General features: G+C 43.5%; 15 protein-coding genes. 4 read left to right on the top strand and 11 right to left on the bottom strand.

Annotated features, from left to right (window positions below; genetic code table 11):
- Positions 1-284: 284 nt before the first annotated feature.
- The 6 genes from BY457_RS05080 to BY457_RS05055 all read right to left on the bottom strand — a co-directional run bounded on the left by BY457_RS05080 (position 285) and on the right by BY457_RS05055 (position 8,960).
- Positions 285-1,904 (bottom strand): RagB/SusD family nutrient uptake outer membrane protein, encoded by a 1,620-nt coding sequence (locus tag BY457_RS05080; protein ID WP_106152245.1) that lies wholly within the window; start codon positions 1,902-1,904, stop codon positions 285-287.
- Between the two features lie 20 nt (positions 1,905-1,924).
- Positions 1,925-5,155: a SusC/RagA family TonB-linked outer membrane protein gene (locus BY457_RS05075; RefSeq protein ID WP_219885137.1), complete on the bottom strand. Its 3,231-nt coding sequence runs from the start codon at positions 5,153-5,155 to the stop codon at positions 1,925-1,927.
- 160 nt (positions 5,156-5,315) lie between these two features.
- Entirely contained in the window at positions 5,316-6,287 is a 972-nt protein-coding gene (locus tag BY457_RS05070) for a FecR family protein (RefSeq protein WP_106152244.1), read from the bottom strand.
- A 634-nt stretch (positions 6,288-6,921) separates the two neighbouring features.
- The gene (locus BY457_RS05065; protein WP_106152243.1) at positions 6,922-7,533 is read right to left on the bottom strand and encodes an RNA polymerase sigma-70 factor; all 612 of its coding nucleotides are present in this window, start codon (positions 7,531-7,533) and stop codon (positions 6,922-6,924) included.
- A 576-nt stretch (positions 7,534-8,109) separates the two neighbouring features.
- The gene (locus BY457_RS05060; protein WP_106152242.1) at positions 8,110-8,490 is read right to left on the bottom strand and encodes a DUF3127 domain-containing protein; all 381 of its coding nucleotides are present in this window, start codon (positions 8,488-8,490) and stop codon (positions 8,110-8,112) included.
- Between the two features lie 17 nt (positions 8,491-8,507).
- A complete protein-coding gene (locus BY457_RS05055) occupies positions 8,508-8,960 on the bottom strand; it encodes a peptidylprolyl isomerase (protein WP_010663435.1) in 453 nt (150 codons plus the stop codon).
- 357 nt (positions 8,961-9,317) lie between these two features.
- Between BY457_RS05055 and BY457_RS05050 the strand changes: the two genes are divergently transcribed.
- Positions 9,318-10,895, top strand: a complete 1,578-nt coding sequence (locus BY457_RS05050) for an endonuclease/exonuclease/phosphatase family protein (RefSeq protein ID WP_181256384.1) — start codon at positions 9,318-9,320, stop codon at positions 10,893-10,895.
- A gap of 542 nt (positions 10,896-11,437) precedes the next feature.
- On the opposite strand, the gene BY457_RS05040 is transcribed toward BY457_RS05050, so the two are convergent.
- The 3 genes from BY457_RS05040 to BY457_RS05025 all read right to left on the bottom strand — a co-directional run bounded on the left by BY457_RS05040 (position 11,438) and on the right by BY457_RS05025 (position 14,745).
- Positions 11,438-12,040: a plasmid pRiA4b ORF-3 family protein gene (locus BY457_RS05040; RefSeq protein WP_106152239.1), complete on the bottom strand. Its 603-nt coding sequence runs from the start codon at positions 12,038-12,040 to the stop codon at positions 11,438-11,440.
- Positions 12,041-12,470: 430 nt separating this feature from the next.
- A complete protein-coding gene (locus tag BY457_RS05030) occupies positions 12,471-13,976 on the bottom strand; it encodes a Gfo/Idh/MocA family oxidoreductase (protein WP_106152237.1) in 1,506 nt (501 codons plus the stop codon).
- A gap of 310 nt (positions 13,977-14,286) precedes the next feature.
- Positions 14,287-14,745: a DoxX family protein gene (locus BY457_RS05025; RefSeq protein ID WP_106152236.1), complete on the bottom strand. Its 459-nt coding sequence runs from the start codon at positions 14,743-14,745 to the stop codon at positions 14,287-14,289.
- A 613-nt stretch (positions 14,746-15,358) separates the two neighbouring features.
- Between BY457_RS05025 and BY457_RS05020 the strand changes: the two genes are divergently transcribed.
- Entirely contained in the window at positions 15,359-15,862 is a 504-nt protein-coding gene (locus BY457_RS05020; protein WP_106152235.1) for a UpxY family transcription antiterminator, read from the top strand.
- Between the two features lie 476 nt (positions 15,863-16,338).
- On the opposite strand, the gene BY457_RS05015 is transcribed toward BY457_RS05020, so the two are convergent.
- Positions 16,339-17,133, bottom strand: a complete 795-nt coding sequence (locus tag BY457_RS05015; RefSeq protein ID WP_106152234.1) for a hypothetical protein — start codon at positions 17,131-17,133, stop codon at positions 16,339-16,341.
- A 38-nt stretch (positions 17,134-17,171) separates the two neighbouring features.
- A complete protein-coding gene (locus BY457_RS05010; protein ID WP_106152233.1) occupies positions 17,172-17,417 on the bottom strand; it encodes a hypothetical protein in 246 nt (81 codons plus the stop codon).
- 276 nt (positions 17,418-17,693) lie between these two features.
- Between BY457_RS05010 and BY457_RS05005 the strand changes: the two genes are divergently transcribed.
- Positions 17,694-18,929, top strand: coding sequence for a transaldolase family protein (locus BY457_RS05005; protein ID WP_106152232.1), 1,236 nt, complete (start codon positions 17,694-17,696; stop codon positions 18,927-18,929).
- A gap of 471 nt (positions 18,930-19,400) precedes the next feature.
- A complete protein-coding gene (locus BY457_RS05000) occupies positions 19,401-19,799 on the top strand; it encodes a GxxExxY protein (protein ID WP_106152231.1) in 399 nt (132 codons plus the stop codon).
- The last annotated feature ends 780 nt before the right edge of the window (positions 19,800-20,579 follow it).

Genomic DNA, 20,579 nt, shown 5'->3' with positions numbered 1-20,579 from the left:
ATACCGAATAGAGAACAACTCTTTCATACGGACCGAAACGGTTTTCCATCAATTTCATTCCCCCTATTGACGAGCAATTTGCTCAACCGATTTTTCACCAATAGTTATCTCTAATCTTCCGCAGAGGAATACATGCATCAACATATGCTCCCATTACTGTGCGGCAATCCGCATATGCCCCTGAAAAACAACTGACAACCAGCAAGAAAGGGCTGTGGGAATTTTCATGCCACAGCCCTTTCACAAATTTTATGTTATCAACTTAGACAGGAGGTTGCAGCACATTAATATCCAGGATTTTGTTGTAATTTAGAGTTGGTATCCATAACATTCAGCGGAATAGGAAACAGTTCTCGATAATCACCCTCTGGGGAATGCGAAAACCATGATTTTTCAGCAAACACACCAAAACGAATCAAGTCCTGACGGCGTCGTCCCTCTTGGTTAAACTCCCAGCCTAATTCATCCAGGAAACGGCCATAAGGAATATCCCCACCCCCCTCAAAGGTTGTAGAATTGTTATCTCTTACCCCATAGTCATAAACGCTCCCCTGCAATAATTCATCTCCTGTAACTGCAGCTTTTCCGGAAGTAACAGGAAACGCACGTTCTCTGATTTGTGTCACAATCTGAGCTGCCTCATCTGAATATCCGGTTCTCAATAAACATTCGGCCTTCATCATAAGAATATCGGCATAACGGAAAAGTGGAAAATCATTATTCAAAATATTGGAAGCCCCCATTGCAATTTCAAACTTACCAAAACGAAATCCATGAATTTCCTGTGAGGCATCAATACTGGGAATTTCATTAATATACGCAAGAGGTTCGCCGGCCAGATCACCCATGGTACAATAAAGCATATCTCCCGAAGAAGAATATTGCTGGCCATAAATAAAATTGTTAATCAATCGTTTATCCTCAGAATCAAAAGTTTCAATAAATTGGGGTACAGCACACATTCCTCCCCAGGGCGTATGCGTCATATCATATGTAGCCTGATTGGAGGGCTGCAGTGTCTGCATATGAATATCGAACGCATTCCAATCTGTGGTATAGTTCTCATCAATAGAAATACCATAAATTATTTCATTGGAATTCTGATTTTCTGTAACAAATACATTTTTCTGGTCAGGCTCCAGAGAATATTTATTAGACAAAATAACTGAATCACATTGGGCAATACATTTGTCCCATTGAGGAGTGCCTGACCACACTTCGGCATTCAGATATACCTTTGCCAGCAGGGTTCTGGCAGCCCATTCATTAAACCGGCCATACGTTTCAGAGTTATTTTCTTCAGTCAGATAAGGAATACTTTCCTCCAGTTCTTTTACCACAAAGTCGTAAACTTCCTTACGTGTATTCTGCTCTGGAAGGTATCCGTCAGGGACATCAAAGTCAGTGACGATAGGAACATTGCCATACACATCACAAAGCACATAGTAATAGCTGGCCCGCAAGGCTCTCAATTCAGCAATAGCCGGTGCAGCTTCTTCCTCATCTAGCAAGCTCTCCAATTGGAACATAACCCGGTTACAGTTGTTAATTCCGGCATAGCTTCGATACCATGTTTCATTCACAATAGGATCACTAGGGAGCCATGTATGCATAAAAATTCTCTTGTGAACACCTCCATCAACCCATCCGTTGGGGCGGGCAGGAATTACCACCTGGTCAGCGCTCACCTCCTGAACTCTCCAGTAGCCATCCCATAAAAGCAGCACCTTACGCCAATCTCCATAAGCGGCCCTGGTTATACGTGGCAAGTCAGACTCAGTGGGGGTAAAATCCTCAGCAATAAACTCGCTGAAATTCTCGTTTTCCAACTTTGTACACGACGGCATGGTAAAGAATAAAGCCATCATAAAAACAAGGCTCTTAATTATATATTTTCTTTTCATATTAATCAATCTTAAAATGTTTAGAAACTAACATTTACACCTAAAGTAAAAGTGCGTGTAGTCGGATATTTGTCGCGATTATCGTTACCCGGAGCCAGTCCACTTGCGGTAACTTCCGGATCTATCCCTTTATATCCTGTAATCGTCAGTGTATTCAATGATGAAGCATACACTCTGAATGATTTGAAAGTATCTCCCTTAAGTGGAATGTTATACCCTAAAGTGATATTATCAATTTTCCAGAAATCTCCATCCTCAATGTAATAGCTATTGTATTCAAGATCCACCTCATTGCTCAACACGGCTTTACCAAACACGGGATCATAAGCAGACTGTAACCGATTGTACTGGGTTGTCTTGGTATTCTCAAGATACATTCTTTCGAAGTTGAGAATCTGATAATCGAAAGCTCCCCGCATTGTAATACTCAAATCAAAGTTCTTATACCTCAGATTGTGATTCCACGAAGCATAGTACTTTGGTAGTCCGTTACCCAGTACCTGCTTGTTTTCATCTGAGCGCTCAAAATCATCATAACTAACAAGATTTCCTTCGCCATCCTGATAAATCCACTTCCCGTTTTCATCCACATCCACGACTTTAAAACCATAAAAATTTCCTATCGGTCCACCAATATCAACCCGGTGTGTATAGGTTTGAATGGGCTCTCCGGTACCTCCGGTGGTAAAGTAGTCTTTCTCGGTTTGATAAAGCTCATTACTCAAGCTCTTAAGCTTATTAGTGTTCGTTGAGAAACTAACGGTAGTACTCCATTCTATATCGGAATTTCTCACTGGAATGGCATTGACAAGAAACTCCAATCCTTTATTAGACATCACCCCGACATTAGCAGTAGTAGTACCAACCATATTAGGAGGTACCGGAACAGCAAAATCCCATAATAATCCGTCAATCTCACGGTTGTAATAATCTATGCTACCGCCTATTCTTCCATTGATAAAGGCAAAATCAACACCAACGTTGGTTTCTTTTTTCTCCTCCCATCTCAGATAAGGGTTTTCGTTACGAGTTGGACCAATCGTTTGTACCCATTTATCATTGATATTAACCTGTCCGGTATATCCCAGCGTCGCTACACCAAGAAAAGAAGCAGATGGTTGTGTTCCAGTAACCCCATACCCTGCACGAAGTTTCAGATCTTCAACAAAACCAACACCAGCCATAAAAGGTTCCTCAGAAATCCGCCATCCAACCGACGCTGAGGGGAATAATCCCCAGGGATCTTCAGTGCCCCACAACTGACTGGCGGCTTCGTACCGGACACTTCCCATAAACAAATATTTATTAGCAAAACTGTAAGTTCCACGGCTGAAGAATCCGATAAGGTTGGTTTTTGAACGGGAACTACCTATCCCGGAGCTTGTTCCCTGCTGTTCAATCCCTTGTCCCAGATCAATATTATTGTATCCAAACTCATCGGTGGGAAATTCCTGATTGGTCATATAAAAATCTCGCCAGTCGTTATCGGAATAACTATACCCTCCAAGTATCGAAAAATGATGAAGATCAAAAGTTTTTTGATACTCTCCGGTTAACTCAACCAAACGGTCAATTGACTCAATGGCACCATTTGATCCATAACCATTCAAGCCACTTCGTTTGGTAGAGATATGATTCCGTGTTTCATAATATCCTCTGGTTTGGTTGTATTTTGAATAGCTTAATAAAGCCTTTACACTCATTCCATCAAAAGGATTAAAAACAATATTTCCATTAACACGTGACCACTGGTTTTTATTTTCTCCTTCCGATTCTTTAATCCGGGCCACAGGGTTATCATAATTGAAAGCCCCAACATTCTCATACCAATCACCATCTTCCAACTTCACAGGAGCTGTTGGATTATAGATCAAAGCCTGACGGTAAGTGTATCCGTTGAAACCATAACCATCACCCGTGGTTCCGTATTTTATATTTCTGGAAATAATACCAAAATTAACCTTCAACACCCCATCAAACATGGAATGGTTAATGTCGGTACGTGCGGTAAAAGTCTCTTTATTGGATTTCAGAAAAATCCCCTTGCGGTCATTAAAATTGACAGAAGCCAAATAGTTGGTTTTCACATCACCTCCTCTAATGGTAAGGTTGTGAACCTGACTAACCGGAGTTCGCGTAATTTCGTCCAGCCAGTTAGTCGAAGCTCCAAGATCATCACTTTCAGAACGAATACCTTCATTAATCTGGCGCCTGTAGTCGTCAGCAGTGAGCACATCCAACTCATTGGCTATTTGCTGGGTACTAACATATCCGGTGTATTCCACTTTCGCGTCATAAATACCACTGGCCCTCTTAGTTGTAATAATAATCACACCATTGGTACCACGGGTTCCATAGATCGCTGCAGCCGAACCATCTTTCAACACATCGATGGATTCAATATCCTCCGGGGCAACAGAATTAAAATCCCCGGGAACACCATCAATAAGAATTAGTGGGGCGGTGCTGGTTCCATACAGAGTGGTATTTCCTCTCAGCCGGATTTCTGTATTTCCGGTAGGATCTCCACTGGGTGAAGTAACTGTCAGACCGGCAACTTTCCCCTGAATAAGCTGACCTACATCTCTGACACCTCCCTTCACAAAATCATCCGACTTCACGGTTGATACAGAACTGGTTACATCGGCCTTTTTCATACGTCCATATCCAATGGCCACAATTTCATCAAGTCCGATTACAGCTTCTTCCAATTGAACATTGATAACACCCGACTCCACCAATACTTCCCGGGTTTTCATTCCAACAAAAGAGAAAACAAGAGTCGCATCTTCCGAAACATTATTCAATTCATAATGCCCGTCAACATCGGTAATGGTTCCTGTTGTGGTTCCTTTTATTGTAACTGTTACTCCCGGAACAGGCTCTCCGGCAGCATCGGTAACAGTTCCGGAAACAGAGGATTGTTGTGGAGAAACCGCAAATCCTGACGTCTTTCGTGTCACTACCACATTCTCTCCCACAATCTGGTAATCATAATCATTCAGATCAAGCACCTGATTCAAAATCTCCTCCACGCTGGCATTCTCCAAATTCAGGGAATACCTTTTTTTAAGATCCAACTGGTCATTCTTAAAAAAGAACCCCAGGTTGCTGACCTCCTCTATTTGTCTGAAAACATCAAGAATGGTGGCATTTTCGACTTCCAGAGTTACGGATTGGTTTTGTCCTTTGGTTGGCGAAGCTGACAGTGTAAGCCCGCAAAAGACCAACAATACGAGGGAGATTTTCATAATACGTAAGGTTTTTTCCCAGCTGCACCGGTACCGGCACAGCATCATACGATTTTTTTTCATAGATTTGCAATGTTTTAAGTTACACTTATGAAACTGTTGGCGCAGTTTCGTTCGAATTATCACAGCAGGCATATCGTTGGCGCGGTATGCCTGTTTTTTATTGAAAAATCACGGTAAAACTACCGTCATCATTCTCTTCTATCTGGTAATCCACTTCTGCCGAAAGGCGCAATACTCTCAGCAGATGTTCCAGACTGGTTTTCCTTTTAATAACTCCGGAAAACATATCACTTTTAATGGACTCATTTTCAAAAATAAAATGTACATCATACCACTCCTCCAGTTCTTTGGTGATATCTTGCATGGTTCGATTTACAAAAACAAACTTCCCCTCTTTCCAGGCTGTAATAAACTCCATATCAGCTTCAGTCACAGAAAGCTCCTGGTTTTTCATATCAAAACAAATCATTTGTCCTGCCTGCAAATCTGAATTCATTATATGATCACCTTTTCTGAAGTCGATAGCCCCATCAAAGAGAGCAACGCTTACCCTCTCCCTAACATCGTCATATTCCGCATTAAAGGTGGTGCCCAGGTCATGAATTGTATAATCGCCAAGATGCACTATGAACTCCCGGTCAGGATTATGTATCACCTCAAAATAACCTTCTCCGTTTAGATCAATACTCACCTTATCTCCTCCATATTTCTTCACGACTGCTCTGGAGTCGGAATTGAGCCAAATTCGACTTCCATCTTCCAGTAGAACATGGGAAATATTCCCTTTGGGAGAACTAAATACTATTTTTTCTGGAACAAGTCTTTGGTAATAATTAAAAATGGCACCCGCCATCAACAGAGTTATCAGTGCCACCGCCGCTATACCTGACACCATTTGCCATGCTTGTATCTGAATTCCGGGCTTTACCTGTCCCCATAATTTTTGAAACTGTTGCCTTTTATGCCGGAGTGACGAATGCTTGTGTTTCATATTATTAAGGACCCACAACCGTTCATAGGCCATGAAATCCTTTTTTCGTTCCAGGTTCTCATCTATCGCTCTGAAGAATTTTTCCCTTTCCTCAGCGGTTCCCTTACCTTTTATGATATCTAAAAACTGTTCTTCCAAATCAAACTATTTTTAACACTTAACAACTTAAAACATCTATCCCCTATCAGAAAAACAGTTTTTTTATCACTTTTTTACAAACATCATTCATAATACACTGCAAGACAACCTTTTAAAAAGAAAACTTTTTTCTCAAAAAAAAACAAAAAAAATCAAAGACAAATTCTAATTTTATCATCTACCTGATTCTACTTTCACATTCACTTTTACCCCAAATAGAAACCTACAACCGAAGTCCGGAAAGGGGTGCCCGAATTTCATGTATGCGAGAAGGGACGCCATTACCGCTACTCAAGGGACTTAGAGAGGCCTTTCTCTACCAAACAAACGCCCTCTCCTGAATCAACAGGAACATTGACAGATTTTTTTGGATTAATGGAAATTCTCAATCCGTTAAAAAAAGCTTTAACGAAAAGACGCAAAGTTTTTATTAAAAGTGAATTGGAGTCTGCCCCGAAAGATGTAATAAATTAATTATCAATCACATGTAATACTTTGACGGAGTATTGGAAATTAACAAAACAAAATTTGAATAAAGCCAAACACATCTGTAAATAGTTACCCCACATCGGATTCATGTCATTATATTCAAGAAAAACGGAGCAGTAGCATTGATGAAAAATAAATCTAAATATCACATTCTGAGAAAGAAAAATAAAACCTGAATAACGGGAACCACCTCTTTTAAGTCTGCACGAAGAAGTTTGAGCGCTTTAGATATGCGGGCTTCAACAGTTTTAGGACTGATATCCAGATGATCTGCAATCTGCCGGTAAGTCAATCCTTCGAAGCGATTCATTTTGAAGGTTATCTTTACCTCTTCCGGAAGCTTTTCAATAGCAGCCTCCACCATATCCATGAGCTCTTCAAGTCCCACCGAATCATCTGGAAAACCAGCCAATGCTTCCTGTTTATATTTCAACTCTGTAATCAGGTAGTCACGGTTGTTGCGTGAAATAACTTCTTGTTGCTTCAGATGGTTGAGACAACTGTTTTTGGTGAGCGTATAGAGGAAATTTTTGATATTCGTCTTCTTATTTAGTTGTTCACGATACTCCCAGAGCTTCAGAAATGTATCCTGCACTATCTCCCGCGCAATTTCACGATTACCTGTGTAACCACTGGCCAGATGAAACAGCATATCGTAAAAATCCATATAGATAGATTCAAAAGCCTTCTTTTCACCACAGACCAAACCTGGCAGGTCAAATTCCTTTTGAAATGATGAACTCCGAATCTGCTTCATAACTTTTTGTATCAAAAACAATCCACTCTTTTATCATTCTCCCCCAGGTAAGTTCTTTTGAGCATATGCTCCATTCATCGGCATATACACCAATATATCAATACACTGATATTATTCAACCTCCTTCTATTATTAAAAGTAATTTATACTCCTTTTTTGCAAATATATTTAAAAAAATGTTACAAACATACATTGAGTCATCAAAATATCTAACCCGGCTCCTTTATCTTCCAGGTGCTGCTCTTCAACACAAATTGCATAAAAAAACCGGCTTTAGAGCCGGTTTTTTTATGATATCTTTCTAATATGATAATTGACTGCGTCAAATTTCGATTCAAAAATCATTTATTACAATGTAAGGGTGTCTTCTAAATAAGGTATCCTCATCAAATTTGACTTGAAAACAGCTCACTATTTCCTGCTTCAAATTTACTTGCTATTGCTTGGATTGCCTGATATTTTAACATTTCACACCCTTGTTAATGATTAAATTGACCTAGGATGAACCTCAGCCGTAAACAGTCAGCATTCATCAATGATAAAATGCTTTTCCGGAATCAGATCTTCAACAATTAATTAAAACGGAAAATCATCCTCCCCTTCTTCGGGTGGCAATGCTTCGGGCTGGTCGGGTAATGGTGCTGCACCGGGTGTACTACTGCTACCGGACCCAACTTTTTCGATTCGCCAGGCTTCCAGGTTTGTGAAGTAGTTTACTTTCCCGTCGCGCTCCCATTTATTACCTTTAATATTAAATGCCACAAGAATATCGTCACCAAGATTAAAGGGCTCAATCAACTCTGTCCGATCCTGGGTAGTCTGAAATTTTATGGTATCGTTCCATTCCGGATTTCTGTCGTTGGGAACATCAATCACAAATTCCCGTTTCTTAAATCGGTCGGAAATATTTACAGTATCTTCTTTGACAATTAGCTTGCCGGTCAGCTCAAAACTCATAAAATGATTTTGTGTGGTTATTCAATTACAATTTTTTCAATTTTATCACCTTCTCTGATCTGGTCGATTACATCCAGCCCCTCGTACACTTTTCCGAATACGGTATGCTGACGGTCCAGGTGCTGTGTATTTTCCCGGCTGTGGCAGATGAAAAACTGAGAACCTCCGGTGTCGCGACCGGCATGGGCCATACTCAACACTCCGCGATCGTGGTATTGCTTTTCACCATCCAACTCACACTTGATGTGATACCCGGGACCGCCTGTTCCCACTTTAGGATCACTCATATCTTTGGAATAGGGGCATCCTCCCTGAATAACAAATCCGGGGATTACCCTGTGAAAGGCCAAACCATCATAAAAACCGTCTTTGATCAGTTTTATAAAATTCTCTACAGTACCGGGAGCATCATCATGAAAGAACTCTATCTTCATAACTCCTTTGGGGGTGTGAATTGCTGCTTTTTCCATAACTCAATGAAAGTTAAATCTATAATCATTTTTATTCTCTGCAGGGCAGAATTGCAAAGGTAGAAAAATTTTACAAAAAATAGAGAAAGGATAGCTGTCAGCTCGTAGCTTTTAGCTTGCAGCTCACCCCTCTTTCTGCTTCTGCGGCTGCCTGCCAAACTTCATTCCTTCTCTCTTAAAACGCTATTCCATACCAAAAAATTCAATCCCCCTCCCTGGGAGGAGTTAGGGGAGGCCCCGCTCACCTATCAGTTAGCTAACAGCTTGCAACTCTTGGCTCCATGCCCAAAGCTCCATGCACTCTGCCCTTTTCATTCAAAAAAAATTTCTATATTGTCATCCGTCAAACCTCAAACTATGAAGCACATCTACCTGACAATCATATCCGTAACACTCCTGCTTTGGGGATGCAACAACCGTGAGTATTCTGACCCCGGGCCTTCACTTATCTATCTCGATTTCAATAACAAAATCGAAAACTCAGGCATTTTACCAGTGGAATTCAGGGGAGAAAAATATGTGTCGTTTGCCGAAGGCATTAAAGACACCAGCCTGGATCTTTCAATCAATGCACAGTACCGCAAACCTGTCATTATAGAAAAAGGGCCTGCCAACAGTTTCGGAGATTATGAGGGGCTCACAATTCTGTTGTGGGTTAAGGCCGCCCGCAATGATCCCATGAGGTATGTGATGGCCGGACAACAGATATTCCTGGACAATCATAAGTTCAAAGGATGGAACATCAGCAAAACAGAAAAGGGTGGCTGGTGCTGGGAATTCTCCGATGGCCAGCAAACACTAAGATATGCTCCTCCACGCTCACATCAACCTTTGGATGACAAAAAATGGCATCAGGTAGGGTTTGCTATTGACAAGAGGCAACAGGAAGCACGCCTTTTTTACGACGGAGACCTGAAAGCCATCTTAAGTCTGGAATCGGTCAACATTGAATTTCCGGGGACTGCCCTCAGCATCGGCGCCGACCCGTTGGCAGAAAATCCTGTTTCCGGAACTTTCAACGGTATGATTGACGAAGTGGGCGTATGGTCACGTGTGCTCTACGACACCCAGGTAAGCGGTGTTTACACATCTGTATCCGGAAAAAAACTGAAGCCTCTTAAAACTTATACTGATTCTCTTACCATAATGACCTGGAACATTGCCAATGGCGGTGAACTGCAGGGTAAGTTCGTGGGAATTCAACGTATTGCAGGAGTGATTCGAAATTCAGGAGCCGACATCGTGTCGCTTCAGGAAACTATGAATGCCGGCGAAATTCTTGCGGGCGAGCTGGATTATTACCTCTACCGTCGAAGCAAAAATCTGAGTATTCTTTCGCGTTTTCATCCGGTAAAGAGTTTTAATGTTTTTCGTTCTGACCATTCAGGCGCGTTGGAGGTAGCCATCGATAATCAAAAAAGTATTTTGGTGGCTCCTGTCTGGCTGAGCCAGCAGCCCGATCTGGCGGCTTATGTTGCCAAAAGCGATGCGCGAACCGATACCATTGAGGTACGGGAAATGGAAACCCGCGGTCGGGAAGCAAACTTTATCTTAAGCGAAATGCGTCCGTTTCTCATCAATGCCAATCAAATACCGGTAGTAATTGCAGGGGATTTCAACAGTGGATCGCACCTCGACTGGACTGATCGAAATCAGGAAAAACACAATGGACTGATTGTGGACTTCCCGGCCACACGATTCATGACTGAGGCAGGTCTCTCTGATGCTTTCCGAATCATCCGACCTGATGAAGTCAGTGTACCCGGTCATACCTGGTCCCCTATCTATCAGGAAGGTCTGCAAACCAGAATGGACTTTATTTATTATATGGGGAAAATGCTCACACCGTCAACAGCTGAGGTAATCGACTCCACGGAATTTGATTTTCCGTCTGACCATGCCGCAGTGGTAGTGTCGTTCAGGGTTCAGGAATAGGGGTTAGCTCGCAGCTCATAGCTGGCAGAGTAAACAGCGGTTCGCTATGAAGTTAGCACCTTCCTTATATATGGACCAGCCCCGGCGGGGGTGACACATTTTTAATTATCAATTACCAATTATCAATGATCAATTAGAAGGTGTTTTTATTTACACTCTCTTAACCTCAACCTTAATCTCATCCTCAATTTTTTCCGATGTGACCCTTTTTTAATAATTAATTAACCTGAGTCTGAAGGGCTCGCATGTTTATAGAACTCATGATAATAGAGAAAACGGCGCTGAAGGTGTCGTATGTTATTGGAGGAGAATTTGTTTATTCTCGTTGGCCCCTTTCAGGGACCTTTTATCTTGGGTGCCTTTACCCCGGACTGCATCCGGTGTTACTCAAATTTGCCCCTCTCAGGGACCAGGTGACACCTCCTTTTTAACGGAATGGTAATCCGACCGTTGTGAACATATCAAATTTGCAAATTGTCTTTGATATTCAATTCAAAGGTGAAGGCACTACTAACTACTGACTACTAACTACTGACTACTGACTAATCTTCCTCCTCCTCATCAAAAGGCAGCAGGCATCCGTAATCATCCTCCAACAAAATATCGTTAATCTCTTCCAGATCAAAGTATTCCGGATCCAGTCCTTCCGGGAAAAGAGCCTTAAAGAACTTATGCTGCGGATTGGATGGATCTCTGACCGCTTTGACCATCTCCGCATATCCACCCGGCCCGCCACAGTCCTCCGGAGGACATTCCCGTTCGCCACCTGTACAAAGTGGATAATACTCCATGGGATCAGGCTTCACTTCTCTTTCAAAAGTAATGGTATGTCGCCAGTCATCGCCCATATCGTATTGATAAACCATCTCATCTCCCGGGTTACGCAGCAAATCGTTGACCCGCACAATTGTATAATCCAGAAAATTGGGATTATTGACAAACTCATCATCCGACTGACCAAACATTTTCCGCCCCTTCCGGAACATATGTAAATGCTGATTTTCCCATCCCATTGCGGTTTGCAGCACTTTATGAAAATCATGTAAAAAAAGATCTGCAGGAATCTGCAACCTTCGCCATATCGTGGGTTCAATTCCCTGAAGAACTACTTTTACCTGAATTATTTGCGGTTTTATTTGGTACATACTATTTTCTCTTTTTGTTGGTCAACAACCATGTTCATTTTCCGCCATAAAGTTACACATTACCAGAAGATTTTCTGTAAAAGATGGTGGTTGTTTTTTGAGGTGATGGAAGAAGCCGGAAGAAAAATGGCAGAAGACGCCAAAAATCATTGGTGTCCAGTTAAAAAATTGAGAAGGATTCATAAAAAATTGCCGATGTCTCTCAAAGGATTTATAATGAGCCCCCGGGTTTAGCCGGGGGAATATTGAAACATTACACAAATCAGGTAATCCGGCTTCAAACCGGCTTTTCGGGAAATGGTCAAGAAATTGGTGTTTTTAGAAGCCGGCTCAAAGCCGGCTGCCGTGGAGGTCGATCTGTCTTGCGGTATCCCCGGCCTGCAGACCGGGGCTAATCTCATGAAAGGCCTCACCCCTCATCTCTCAACTCTCACACCACTTTCTCACCATCCCAACGGACCACGCGTCCTTCACGATATGCAATGGTTGCCATCATAGCGGTAATGCCCTCTTCAAAAGCTTCATCGATGCCACAACTGACCGCAGCACCGGTTCGGATGCCGTGCAGCCATTCTGCCAGGTGCAGATGGGCCGTATCCACCATGCGTCCACCCTGCGAGGTATAGAGGAGTCCGCGGGAGGCAAAATACTTCTCGGTAGCGGAACTCACCGCATCCAGTTGGGCCTGCATATCCTGCGTAAGCGCAATGGGCTGATTGGGTAAAATGTCCTCATTGCTGAGGTATTCTTCGTACATCTTAGACTCAGAGTCCACAAACATCTTAAGGGTTGCACCTACTTCAATAGATGCTTCATCGCCCATCACCTTCTTGGGACGATAGAAATTGCTGGCAAGCGAAGCCGAATAGAGCAAAGAGAAGTTCCGGGAAGGATATTCAAGAACCGTCTGCTGAACATCCGGCACTTCCCGGCCATCTTTCCAGTGATAAATACCACCTGTAGTAGTCACGATTTCCGGAATTCCCATATTCATCATCTGGTTGATACTGTCGTATTCGTGCGTCATCAAATCGCCGTTGAGTCCGGTGCCATAATCCCAAAACAAACGCCATCGGAAGAAATGCTCTTTATTAAACGGAGTATTGGTATTTCGGAGAAAGCGCTGCCAGTCAACATTGTGAGGCCCGGCATCCTCCGGGATATCATAAACCCAGGCACCATTGGGAGAATTGCGGTTGGTGGTGGTCTCCACCAGGTTGACATTTCCCAACATCCCGGCCTGTACCACCTTCGCAGCCATTCTGTTACTTTCAGCCTGCCTGTTCTGGTGTCCCAGCTGAAACACTACCCGGTTGTTTTTCACCGCATCCCGAACATCATACACATCTTCCAGAGCATGTGTCAACGCCTTCTCACAATAGACATGCTTTCCGGCATTGGCTGCCAGCACCGCAACGGGTCCGTGCCAATGGTCGCTGGTGGCAATCACCACTGCATCCACCTCCGGAGATGCTATCAAATCTTCGAAACGCCCATATTGTTTCACCGGTTTACGATTAAAAGAAGACGTTCCTTCCCGGTCATTATTGGCTCCTGCACGGGCAGCTTCCTCCAACCGCGGCTTGTACAAATCGCACACACCGGAAATTTCTATATTCAAATCGGGCTGATCCAGAAAAAGCTTCCTTTGTCGATCGTTCATCCGGTCAATATCTTCAGGGGTCATGAAGCCCATCGATTTCATCAGCTGTTTGCCCCGGATGCCAAATCCCACAAGCCCTATCCGCACTTTTTCCCCTCCGGAGGTTTGTACAGACTGCTTCTTTCCGGAAGGCAATATTTTTGACCTCACAAATTTCTGAAAAGCACTTGCTTCTTCAGTTTTTTCAGTTGCTATTTTCCCGGCAAATATATAGCCATACGCCCCCAGAAATGGAACACCGGCCAGGCCTTTTAATAAATCTCGTCTGTTCATTATTGTGTGTTTATTGCGTTCTTTAAATGTCTGTCCATAAAGTACCACTTGCTGCGTTACGCTTGCCGCCAAAATACTCATTTACCCAAGTAAACTCCGTTTTTGGCGGCTTCGCAAGCCTTGCAATTGGCACTTTCTGACCAGACACAGCTTCAGTTAGACATTTCCCCGACTTTATAGACAGAGCTAATTAGTGTCTGTCCATAAAGTACCATTTATTACGTTACGCTTGTCCGAGAAGTACTCATTTTCGAAAATGCTCCACGCTCCATGCGCTATGCTCTCTGCTCCATGCCCCATGCTCCATGACCTAAGCTCTCCACCTGTCAAGTCCCCACTGCTCCCCGGGTCTCATTTTCCAGATCACCAACAGCACCAGGAACATTATCATATTTTTATCCACAATCAGGTAATTGCCTTCAGCCATCACATCGCTGATTTCGCCAAATGGCGGATAGGAAAGATAGAAAAATACCAGCAGCACCATTCCGACAGCTGAAGCCACCCGCTCCAAAAAGCCTGTCATCAGCAACAATCCGGTAGCAACAAGTAATATCACCACTCCGTAATTGGCAATTTCGGTAATAACTTCATTAGAGATCATCCACTGAAACAATCCTTGCAGCGGTCCCTCCGATTGCGCCAGATAATACTGAGCCGTCCAGCCAGGTGTAAACAATTTGTAGAGTCCTTCGTGAAGAAAGAGCCAGCCAACTGCTGTCCTTAAAATAAAAAGGGGAAGTATTCGTCCGTTTTTGTTTGTTTCCATTTTTTAAATATTTTTCTCATCAACAAAAATATCTTTTTCCAACAAAAAGAAACGTTTTTTAGAGTTTTAATTTCGCTAATTTCTATTACAAAAGCCCGTCATCGCGAACGTAGTGAAGCAATCTCAATCTATTAACCGGAGACCAATGATTGAAAATTTTATGTGATAGATGCATGAAATTCTATAATGAGTTTAGCCCCCGGATTTAGCCGGGGGAATAATAAAACGCCACACAGGTCATTAGAGCCGGCTTCGAGCCGGCTTTTCGGGAAATATTCAGGGAATTGGTGTTTTTTTTGAAGCCGGCTCAAAGCCGGCTAACGTGGAGATGTGGTGATATCAAAGAATCCCCCGCCTGAAGACGGGGGCTAATCTCATGAATCACGTTCATAACAAAACAATCTATACCACTCATAAATAACGTTTTATAATAAGACTGACCGACACGGCTGCCCCACCATAAAAGACATGATACCAGTTCCATAAAACCCCGCTATTAATCCTATCAGCTAAGAGCCAGGAGCTAACAGCCCCACAACCCTCAACCCTCAACGGCCCCTTGCCCCTTCTCACAAAATTTTCTATTTTCGCCCTGTCAAAAAAGGAAGGAATTTTGGAAAAAAACACTGAACCCAGCTGGTATGCTCTTTACACAAAGTCGAGGGCCGAGAAAAAAGTTTATGAAGAATTGAAAATGCTAGGCATTGAAACCTATCTGCCGCTCAAGCGTGAGCAACGTCAGTGGAGCGACCGCAAGAAATGGGTAGAAGTGCCGGTCATCAGCTCCTACATCTTCATAAAAATAAAACCTCAACAGTACCGCGATGTATTCAATGCCCGCGGGGTGGTTGCGTATGTATCCCACAAAGGACAGGCAGTCGCCATCCCCGAAAGGGAAATTGAAGCCATGCGCCGCACAGTCGAAAACAAGCTGGCTTTCTCTGTGGAGTCCGACACCCTCAAGAAAGGAGAGAAAGTAACCATCACCAGCGGCCCCCTCAAAGGTATCGAAGGCGAAGTGGAAGAGATTCAGGGTAAAAAGAAACTTTACCTCCGAATCAGTCACATCGGATATATGCTTGTTCTTAATTTGGATGAGGTGGAACGGAACGGGTAAAATGTGGCCTCCCCCTAGCCCCTCCCAGGGAGGGGGATGTAGCTTCCCCTAACCCCTGTAAAAATAGTATCACCCCTGCCGGGGCTTTTACCACATATTGAAATAACCTTTTGCTACCATACTTTCGCCCCGCCGGGGCTGGTTCTGCATAAAAAGCGGGAATCAAACAACAATTGCCTCTGCCTGTGAATTGAACAATAAAGAAGGATTGAAAATCCAAGGTGTTCAGAACGGTCGGATTACAAATTCGCCCGAACGGAGAGAGGAATCAATTATTAAGCTATCGGAACAACACTTTTAAAAACTGCCCTGCCGCATACCCCAATGAAGTATAATTCTTCACAGGGTAAACCCTAACCCCCAGAAAGGGGAACTCCATACCCGCAATCCAATTCATCTGGTAAAACTATATAATCTGCGCTCATCTGCGGATCCCCTGGTTGCGAAGCAACTCAAAGCTCAAAACCCGGAACCCTTCACCTCTCCCTCACCACCTTCTCCCGCTCTTTCTTCAGACCGGCAAGTTCCTTGAGCACAAAAGAGGTCTCATAGCCATCACGGATGGCTTCTTTGTCGAATTTCTCCATGACAATGTAGTAATATCCCTTGCCGATAAACTGAACCTTCAGGGGCTGATCGGCATTGGTGGCGATAAAGTTGATGACCCCGTTGTCGGCACCATTCATATAGTTAACAATCTCCCATTTGCTGCCGCCATCTTCAAAACGACGGTTGTTGAATCCATCCTCGGAGACCTCTTCAGAAGTCACAGATTCACCGGCATTATAAACTTTTATCTGATTGTGATGAATCCACTTATCCCCAAAATAACGACTTGAGATATAAAACTCACCTTCAGGATTCAGGTGCGCCCGAATGAATGTACGATTGTAACTGTTTTCGGGTCTTTGGCGCTTATGAATCAATATCGGTTTGGCACCGTATTCATCGGAACGGATAAAGTTTTTCATCAGAGGTTCCAGCTCTTTCTCTTTCACCGCAATCATGCTGTCCAGATAAGCAAGGTTTCGCTCTTTTTCTTTCCGGTCAATGTCTGCCAACAATCTTTTGGCATCAGCCACCTGCTCTGTGAGGCTTTTATACTCCCTCATCAGGGTATCCAACTTAAGCCGGGCAAGGTTAAACTTACCACTGTCGCTCAGCATCTCAGCCTCCTGCAGCTTCTCCCCGGCCAACTCCTCCTGCGATGGTCCGCAACTCGCAACCAACAACAGCATCAACAATCCCGGTAAATATATGGTTCTTATCATCCCTCAAATTCTTGTTTCAAAAAATTAGAATTACAAATTTAACGGAAATTGCGGGAGTCACGATATGAAAAGGGAAAAATGATGTTGGCTTTTAGTTCGTAGCTCCCTGCTCCAAACTTTTGCCCCGCCGGGGCGGCTCCATCATGCAAAGGAAAAATCTGGAGATGATTACGATCCATAGATTTTATGATGAGTATAGCCCCCGGATTTAGCCGGGGGAATATTTGAAACGTCACACAAATCAGGGGAGCCGGCTTCAAGTCGGCTTTTCGGGAAATATTCAAGAAATTGATGTTTTTAAAAAAGCCGGCTCAAAGCCGGCTGACAAGGAAGTGTTGTGACCTCAAAGAAACCCCGGCCTAAAGACCGGGGCTAATCTCATGCGCTATCCATGCAATTACAATATAAATAAACCACCGAAACAGGTAACTATTAGCTCATCCCTCAACTCTCAACCCTCATCTCTCCTTGCCCCATTCTCCATGCTCCATGCCCCATGCTCCTCCCTCTCTTGTATTTCTCCCAAATCTTAATTATCTTAGGCTAAAAACGATAGAGCTATGAGTACACAACCCATTCCCGAACAGATATTACCGGAGTTGCTAAACCGGTTCGATGACACAAAAGTAAATGCCAATCCTTCACAACCGCTGATGAAAGCCTGCAAAGAAACAGGCAGCGAGATATGGCTCGACACAGGCGATATCGAAGCCATTGACCAACTCATCACCCCGGAAGTAAGTGCAGTGACCACCAACAACACCCTGCTCAACAAGGAGGTTCAAAAGGGCATATACGACAAGATCATCAAAGAAAATGCCGGCCGCTTCGATGAGCTGCCACCGCAGAAACGCATCGTGGAAATTGCATTTTTGCTCAACGCACTGCATGCTCTGCGACTGGTCAAGCGCTATGGAGGTATGGTAAGTGTGGAACTGCATACCGATGTCACACATGATGTGGATGGCATCGTTCATTATGGCCAGCGTTTTCACAATATCGCACCCAATAATTTTCTGATAAAAGTCCCAATGTCTCCATCCGGACTGCTGGGAGCGCGTAAACTGCATGAGATGGGCATTCCTGTCAATTTCACCCTCCTTTTCAGCGTACGACAGAATATGCTGGCTTCCCTCGTGGCTAAACCGGCCTATACCAATGTTTTCATGGGTCGCATCGGAGCCTATATGAAAGACAACCACCTGGGCGATGCATCAGGACCGGGAGAAAAAACCGTGCACCACACCCAGAAATGTCTCCGAACCCTGAGACATGACTTATCCCTGAAAACCAAACTCATAGCTGCCAGCATCCGAGACTATACTCAACTCCCTGCACTGTGCGGCATTGATGTAATGACCATCCCCGCCAAAGTCCTCACCGAGGGACTGGAAAAACTCAAAGGGCCTTTCCAACCCATGACCGACCACGATTTCAACATCGTGTATGAACCGGGGGTAGCTACTTCCGAAATTCAAATCGACAAACTCTGGAGTGTCTCCGAAAACGAAAAACGCCTCTTCCGGGAACTCCATGCCAATCCGCCACAATCGGCCTGGGAACTGGTGGATATTCTCAGGGAAGAGGGTATCACGGATATTTTTCCCCACCTCACTCCCATAGAAGAACTCTTCATCACCGATGATGGCAAAATACCACGGCACGACCGCTGGGCAAGTCTCATCTCACGCGGCGAAACAGCCATCGACACGCTCCTCACACTGGCCGGCGTGGCTGCTTTCACAAAAGACCAGAAAGCACTGGATGAGCGCGTTAAAAAACTTGTTAACTCTTAACAGCGATGTTCACGAATTATGAATCGCTTCGCGATTTTTATAATCCGCAGATGAAGCAAATAAACACAGATATATAGACCTTTTGCATGGTGGAAAATGTTAAGCACCTTAATTATATTTCAGACAGTAACAACCAACAATGAAACTTTTTTTTTGGGGAAAGCAACAATCATCTGCGTCCATCTGCGGATAACCCAAAATTGCACAAGCAATAATCATCGTCGGAGAAACATGATTGCAAAGCAACACCATAATCGCTTCGCGATTGGTACGGTTTACAGATTCTTGCAAGCAAGCGGCAGAGCCGAGCGTCACGAATTATTTGAATTTTCAAAACTGCATGGCAGTTCTATTGATTGGCTATGCCAATCCTAATTCGTTCAATTCGATAAATTCGCGGTTCCAAAACCCTTTGCGAAGCAACCGCCCGAAGGCAAAAATAATTAGCAGAAAACCAAAAACTCAAATACAATGCCTGACCTATTAGCCCAAAATCAAATCCTCTACAAGAATGAATCATACAAAATTATCGGTGCCGCCATGGAAGTCCACCGCGAACTTGGCCCTGGTTTTCTCGAAGCAGTCTATCAAGAGGCTTTGGAAATAGAATTCATAAAAAGAAACATACCTTACCAGCGTGAAGCACCTCTAAAAATAAATTACAAAGGCCATACTTTAAAAAAAGAATACACCGCAGATTTCATATGCTACGACAAAATAATTATTGAAACAAAAGCTGTAACAGAATTTGATAACATACATGAAGCCCAAGTATTCAATTACCTTAAGACAACTGGCTTTAAACTTGGAATACTCATAAACTTTGGGAAAAATTCATTAGATTATCAACGCATTGTGAAAGAACGATAAACAAAATGATTTTCATAAGACAGAATATAAACCGCGAATTATGCGAATTGTACGAATTAACAAACCACTTTGCGGTTTAATAAACAGCGAAGCTGTTAAAAATTCGCTTCGCTAGGCTCTGCCGCTTGCTTGCAAGAATTTGTTTAATTCGCGGTTCCCAAAAAAGTTGCGCAGCAACAGCCACCCGCAGGGCAAAAATTCGTGTAATTCGCGGTTCCTACAAAGTTGCGAAGCAACAAGTCGCACGCAGTGCATAAATTCGTGGACAAAATGTCGCAAGCCACCTCCTAACCCTCTGAACTTCCGCCCTTCCCCCCGCAAATCCCAAATATCCCTCCATTTTTATCCACTTTCCCCGAAACTTCCCTATTTTTGTAACGTAGTACAATATGTTTTTCCAGGTGGGCCAACTGTGACTCACCGCGCCGTAGGCGTGGAGGAAACTCAATGATTAATGATCAATAATCTGTGTTCATCTGCGGACGAACCAAAGTTGCGCAAGCAACAGCCGCACGCAGTGCATAAATTCGTTTAATTCGTGTAATTCGTGGTTCCAAAAAAGTTGCGAAGCAACCGCCGCCCGCAGGGCCTAAGTCAATTATCAATGATCAATTACCAATAATCTGTGTTCATCTTTGCCATCTGCGGACAACCCATAGTTGCGCAAGCAACAGCCGCACGCAGTGCATAAATTCGTTTAATTCGTTAAATTCGCGGTTCCTAAAAAGTTGCGAAGCAACAGCCGCACGCAGTGCATAGATTCGTTTAATTCGTGTCGCT

This window comes from Marinilabilia salmonicolor (genome assembly GCF_003003035.1).
GTDB classification, from domain to species: Bacteria; Bacteroidota; Bacteroidia; order Bacteroidales; family Marinilabiliaceae; genus Marinilabilia; species Marinilabilia salmonicolor_A.
The sequence above is the reverse complement of the archived record's forward strand: the minus strand, read 5'-3'. Positions and strand labels throughout refer to the sequence as shown.

Bases quoted from the DNA above. Each gene is read 5' to 3' on its own strand.
- BY457_RS05050 (WP_181256384.1), top strand. From the start codon at position 9,318: ATGAAGCACATCTACCTGACAATCATATCCGTAACACTCCTGCTTTGG.
- BY457_RS05005 (WP_106152232.1), top strand. From the start codon at position 17,694: ATGAGTACACAACCCATTCCCGAACAGATATTACCGGAGTTGCTAAAC.
- BY457_RS05075 (WP_219885137.1), bottom strand. From the start codon at position 5,155: ATGAAAATCTCCCTCGTATTGTTGGTCTTTTGCGGGCTTACACTGTCA.
- BY457_RS05030 (WP_106152237.1), bottom strand. From the start codon at position 13,976: ATGAACAGACGAGATTTATTAAAAGGCCTGGCCGGTGTTCCATTTCTG.
- BY457_RS05065 (WP_106152243.1), bottom strand. From the start codon at position 7,533: ATGAAGCAGATTCGGAGTTCATCATTTCAAAAGGAATTTGACCTGCCA.
- BY457_RS05025 (WP_106152236.1), bottom strand. From the start codon at position 14,745: ATGGAAACAAACAAAAACGGACGAATACTTCCCCTTTTTATTTTAAGG.
- BY457_RS05060 (WP_106152242.1), bottom strand. From the start codon at position 8,490: ATGAGTTTTGAGCTGACCGGCAAGCTAATTGTCAAAGAAGATACTGTA.
- BY457_RS05040 (WP_106152239.1), bottom strand. From the start codon at position 12,040: ATGTACCAAATAAAACCGCAAATAATTCAGGTAAAAGTAGTTCTTCAG.
- BY457_RS05000 (WP_106152231.1), top strand. From the start codon at position 19,401: ATGCCTGACCTATTAGCCCAAAATCAAATCCTCTACAAGAATGAATCA.
- BY457_RS05080 (WP_106152245.1), bottom strand. From the start codon at position 1,904: ATGAAAAGAAAATATATAATTAAGAGCCTTGTTTTTATGATGGCTTTA.
- BY457_RS05055 (WP_010663435.1), bottom strand. From the start codon at position 8,960: ATGGAAAAAGCAGCAATTCACACCCCCAAAGGAGTTATGAAGATAGAG.
- BY457_RS05015 (WP_106152234.1), bottom strand. From the start codon at position 17,133: ATGATAAGAACCATATATTTACCGGGATTGTTGATGCTGTTGTTGGTT.